The 5116-nt window shown below is 67.0% G+C and carries 3 protein-coding genes; 1 reads left to right on the top strand and 2 read right to left on the bottom strand.

Annotated features, from left to right (window positions below; all coding sequences use genetic code 11):
- Nucleotides 1–456: 456 nt before the first annotated feature.
- On the bottom strand, nucleotides 457–2043 hold the full coding sequence (gene ffh, locus AC5RUJ_RS10830; protein ID WP_493999971.1) for a signal recognition particle protein: 1587 nt from the start codon (nucleotides 2041–2043) through the stop codon (nucleotides 457–459).
- Nucleotides 2044–2354: 311 nt separating this feature from the next.
- Between ffh and AC5RUJ_RS10825 the strand changes: the two genes are divergently transcribed.
- The gene (locus tag AC5RUJ_RS10825; protein WP_494129102.1) at nucleotides 2355–3749 is read left to right on the top strand and encodes a glucose-6-phosphate dehydrogenase; all 1395 of its coding nucleotides are present in this window, start codon (nucleotides 2355–2357) and stop codon (nucleotides 3747–3749) included.
- A gap of 42 nt (nucleotides 3750–3791) precedes the next feature.
- Here the strand turns inward: AC5RUJ_RS10825 and AC5RUJ_RS10820 are convergent.
- Nucleotides 3792–5116, bottom strand: a 1325-nt coding sequence (locus AC5RUJ_RS10820; protein ID WP_494155853.1) for an HNH endonuclease signature motif containing protein, incomplete at its 5' end; no start/stop codon positions are given.

The following is a 5116-nucleotide window of genomic DNA, read 5'->3' as shown; positions in this document are numbered from 1 at the left end:
AGAAGTAGGTGCAGGAGGCACTGTGCGGTTCTGTGGTAGCCGGGGCCCGCCGGGATTGTCCACCAGCACCACGGAGCCGCCGACACTGCGCACGATCACCGCGACGGTGTCCCGCCGCTTTCCGGGCTGGCCGTCGTCGTCGCCGCGTGCCTGCTCTGCCACAAAACTCCTTCGCTGCGCTGCCGCCGGTGGCCGGTTGTCGCCGAGCGAATGGGCCGCCCGTGCAGAGAAGCCGCGTAATCCGCCGGTCCGTGTCCCCCCGTTGAAACGATTCGACAACCAGCTTACCTTCCGGAGGATGGAAAGCGCGGCGCGGCGTGGATAAGCGCCCCCGCCGGCGGAATGGCAAATGCCCCGCCGAGAATCGACGGGGCATTTATCTGCAGCGGTACAGCCTTCGCGGTAGGCCTTCGCGGTAGGCCTTCGCGGTAGGCCTTGGCGGCTACAGCTTCGGGGCTACTTGCCGAGGAACTTTTCGAATCCCTTGGGCAGGTTCAGCGCCGACGGGTCGAAGTCCTGCCCGTCCTGCGGGACGCCGAAGGCGCTTCCGGCGGGAACGGAGGCCTTGTTCTTCCGGCGTTCCTCGGCCTCGCGCAGCTCCTGTGCCGCCTTGGCCGGGTTGCCGGAGCGGGCCTTCTTCTTGCCCTTCGCGGTTTGCTGCTTCTTCCGGGCGCCACCGAAGCCACCCGGCCCGGCCACGCCCGGCATACCCGGGATGCCGCCGCCCTGGGCCATCTTCTTCATCATCTTCTGGGCCTGGCCGAAACGCTCCAGCAGGCCGTTGACCTCGGACACGTGCACGCCGGAGCCCTTGGCGATGCGGGCTCGGCGGGAGCCGTTGATGATCTTCGGGGCAACGCGCTCGTGCGGGGTCATCGACCGGACGATGGCCTCCACGCGGTCGATTTCCCGTTCATCGAAGTTCTCCAGCTGCTGGCGCATGTTGGCGGCGCCGGGCATCATCATGAGCATCTTCTTCATCGAGCCCATTTTTCGGATCTGCTGCATCTGGGCGAGGAAGTCGTCCAGGGTGAAGTCTTCCTGGTCGGCGAACTTCTGCGCCATCCGCTCGGCTTCGCCCTTGTCCCAGGACTTCTCCGCCTGCTCGATCAGGGTGAGCATGTCGCCCATGTCGAGGATGCGGTTGGCCATCCGGTCCGGGTGGAAGATCTCGAAGTCGTCCAGGTTTTCGCCGGTGGAAGCGAACATCACCGGTTTGCCGGTCACCGACGCGACGGAGAGCGCCGCGCCGCCGCGCGCATCGCCGTCGAGCTTGGAGAGGACAACGCCGGTGAAATTGACGCCTTCGTTGAACGCCTGCGCGGTTTTGACCGCGTCCTGGCCGATCATCGCGTCGATCACGAAGAGGACTTCGTCCGGGTTGACGGCGGCGCGGATGTCAGCTGCCTGCTGCATCATCTCGGCATCGACGCCGAGTCGGCCGGCGGTGTCCACGATGACGACGTCGTACAGCTTTTGCCGCGCCTCGGCCACGCCGTCGCGGGCCACGGCCACCGGATCGCCGGTAACGGCGTCGAACTCGGACTGCACGCCCGGGTGCGGGGCGTAGACCGGCACGCCGGCGCGCTGGCCGTTAACCTGGAGCTGGGTCACGGCATTGGGCCGCTGCAGGTCGGCCGCCACCAGCAGCGGGCTGTGGCCCTGGCCCTTGAGCCACTTGGACAGCTTGCCCGCCAGGGTGGTCTTGCCGGCACCCTGCAGGCCGGCAAGCATGATCACCGTCGGCGGGGTCTTGGCCAGCTTGATGCGCCGGGTCTCCCCGCCGAGGATCTTGACCAGCTCGTCGTTGACGATCTTGACGACCTGCTGCGCCGGGTTCAGGGCCGCGGAGACCTCTTCGCTGAGCGCGCGTTCCTTCACGTGGGCCGCGAACTCGCGCACCACGGGCACCGCGACGTCGGCGTCGAGCAGGGCTCGCCGGATTTCGCGAACGGTGGCGTCGACGTCGGCCTCAGACAGCCGTCCCTTGCCGCGCAGATTCTTGAAGGTCGAGGCCAACCGGTCAGAGAGTGAATTGAACACGCGCCGTGTCTACTTTCGTCGATCTGGTTCACAGTCCCCGGGCCGCGCCGGAGTTCAGCACTTAAGGGTATCAACTGGCGGTGGCAGCAGTCGCGCCGGAAATCGCGACGATGCAGCCGTCGGCTCATATCCCGCTGAGGCACCGCGGCAAGGAGGAACGCCGGTGGGGTCCGAAGCTCGCCGGCCCATGGACCGTTCCCCCTGCCGTACAGCCGTGGCAAGGTGGGAACGTGAGCGTTGAACAGACCCAGACACAGGAAAAGACCCAGCCCGAGGACGTGTCCGCCCCCGCAGCCGAGGGGCCGCTGCAGATCCGGACGTTGCTGATTTTGGGAGCTTCCGGCGATCTGACCGGCCGGCTGCTGCTGCCCGGGCTGGGCAAATTGATCGCGCAAGGCAGGACCAGCGGACTGAAAGTAGTGGGCGCCGGCTCGGATGACTGGGACGAGGGCAGGTGGCAGGAACGCGTCCGCGGCGCCTTTGATTCCTGCGCGGTGGACGCGAACGACGACGGACGGCGGCAACTGCGCGACGTCCAGGAAAACACGCGGTACCACTCGGTGGACGTGACGGCGGAGGGCGCACTGGCGGAATTGCTGGCCGCGCTGGATGGCCCGGTGGCCGTGTTCTTTGCCCTGCCGCCCGCGGTCAGCCAGAAAGCCTGCGAGCTTCTCCGGCCCGAGGACGTGCCGGAGGGAACACGGCTGGTGTTGGAAAAGCCGTTCGGCTCCAGCCGTGAATCGGCCGCATCGCTGAACAAGACGCTGTTGAAGCTGGTGCCGGAGGACCATATCCATCGGGTGGACCACTTCCTGGGCAAGGCAACGGTCTTCAACATCCTCGGCCTGCGCTTCGCCAACCGCCTGCTGGAGCCGCTGCTCAGCAATGAACATGTGGCGAAAGTCGAGATCTTCTACGATGAGGGGCTGGCCTTGGAGGGTCGTGCCCGTTACTACGACGGGGCCGGCGCGCTGCGTGACATGATCCAAAGCCACTTGTTGCAGGTGATGGCGCTGACCGCCCTCAACGCCCCGGCCACCATCCATGAGCGGGACCTGCGCGACCATATCGGCAGCGTCCTGCGCGCAAGCAGCGTCAACCCGGATTTCGGCAAGAGCACTCGACGTGCCCGCTACACCGCCGGCAGGATCGGCGACCGCGACATCCCGGACTACGCCGACGAACAGGGCGTGGACCCGGCCAAGAAGACCGAAACCCTGGCCGAGGTTGAAGTCTCGATCAACAACTCCCGGTGGTCCGGCGTGCCGTTCATCCTCCGCTCGGGCAAGGCTTTGGGCAAGCCGCAGAAGGAAGTAATCATCACCTTTAGGCCGGTCAACCACCTGCCGACGGGCTTTAAGGGCATCGACGCCCCGACGCGGCTGCGGATCGGGCTCGGACCCGAAACCCTTCAACTTGAGATCGATGTGAACGGTCCCGGGGACATCTTCACTCTGGACCGGGCGGTCATGAGCGCCGACCTGCACTCGGCCGATCTGTTGCCCTACGGCGAAGTGTTGGAAGGCGTGCTGCGCGGCGACCCGCTCCTGTCCGTCCGCGGGGATACCGCCGAGGAGTGCTGGCGGATAGTCGAGCCCGTGCTGAAGGCCTGGGAAAAAGACGAAGTGCCGCTGGAAGAGTACGAAGCGGGCAGCAACGGTCCGGCCGGTTGGTCAACTTCCCGGAGCGACAGGCCGCTCCCCTAGCGTAAATAAGGCCGCCAATTACCTGGAACGGTGGCGGGGCGTCTAGAACGGTGGCGAGGTGTTGTCCCATGGGCCGTCCCTGGCTTCGTCGCCGCCGGTGTCGCCCTCGCCGCGGGTACAGTCCCGGGGACTTTTGGCCCCGTTAACTCCGTTTTCCGTGGCTTCTTCTGCGCCGGGTGTTGCGGGGAGCGTGAGTGTCCAGCCTAGGTCGGGGTTGGTGGTGTGGGTGTGGCCGGAGCGGGTGGTGAAGTGGAGGGTCCCGTCGGGGTCTTGGGTGACGGTTCCGCCGCCGTGGTGTTTGGTTTTGTGCCCGGGTTTGCATCTGGCGCTGAGATTTTCCATGACTGTTGTGCCGCCGTCTTCCCAGGCGATGGTGTGGTCGATGTCGCAGTGGTCGGCGGGGACGGTGCAGCCGTAGTCGCGGCAGTGGCGGTCGCGTAGCCGGACGAGGCGTTTGAGCCATTCGGGCGGGGTGCGCAGGTCTTTGGCGACGGCGGCTGCCTTGCCATAGTCATCGGTGAGCACGATCAACCAGGATTTGGCGAGCGCGGCAAGGTCGCGGGTCATGCCCGGCGGGATCGGCCCGTAGCCGGTGAGGTCGCCGGGGTCTTCGGCGAGCCGGAGCAGGGTGTGCAGGGGCGCGGTGACGGCGACGGAGGCGGTCACGTTCCCGCCCCCGCAGGTGCAGGGACCCTGCCCTGCCGTCCCTCCGGCTGCCGTGTTTCGGGCGGTGCACGCCGCAACGTCCGCGTCCGGGATTTCTGGGCCGGTTTTCTCGGGGGCGCCAGGTGGAGCGGCTGCCGTTGTCATTGCCGTTGCGTTCGTTACAGAGCCGAGCACGGTCCCGGATCCGGCAGCAGTTCCGGAACGGCTTGCTGCTCTCGGTCCGGCTGATGCTTGGGTGGCCGCTGTTCCGCAGTTGTCGGTGGCCGTCTGGGTGGCGGCTGTGTCGCCGGCGGCGGTTCCGGCGGCTGTTTCGTCGGCGGCGGTTCCTCTGGTTGTGGCGGGCTGGTAGGCGTGGCCGGGGTAGCGCAGGAGCATGTCGGTGAACACGTCGGCGCGGAGTTGGCCCAGGGTGCGGGTTTCGTCGACGGTTTGGAGTTTGCGGGCGTGGGCCTGCATCAGGTTGTAGGCGAGCAGGGCTTTGTCGGCGCTGGTGCGGATGTAGAGGTCGGCCATCCCGTCGTCCTGGGGCTGGTAGTGGACGGTGCGGCGTTCCATCGCGGCGCGGTGCCGGGTCTCGAGGGGTTCGGGGTGCAGCCGGTCGCGGACTGTGCGGGCCCTGGCCTGGACGGATTCCAGGGTGATAATTTCGGCGCCGGGAACAACGCGGGCTTCGTAGCCGGCCAGGGCCTCGGGCGGCAGGC

Source organism: Arthrobacter sp. Y3223164, assembly GCF_059091005.1.
This window is presented reverse-complemented; position numbering and strand designations above follow the sequence as displayed.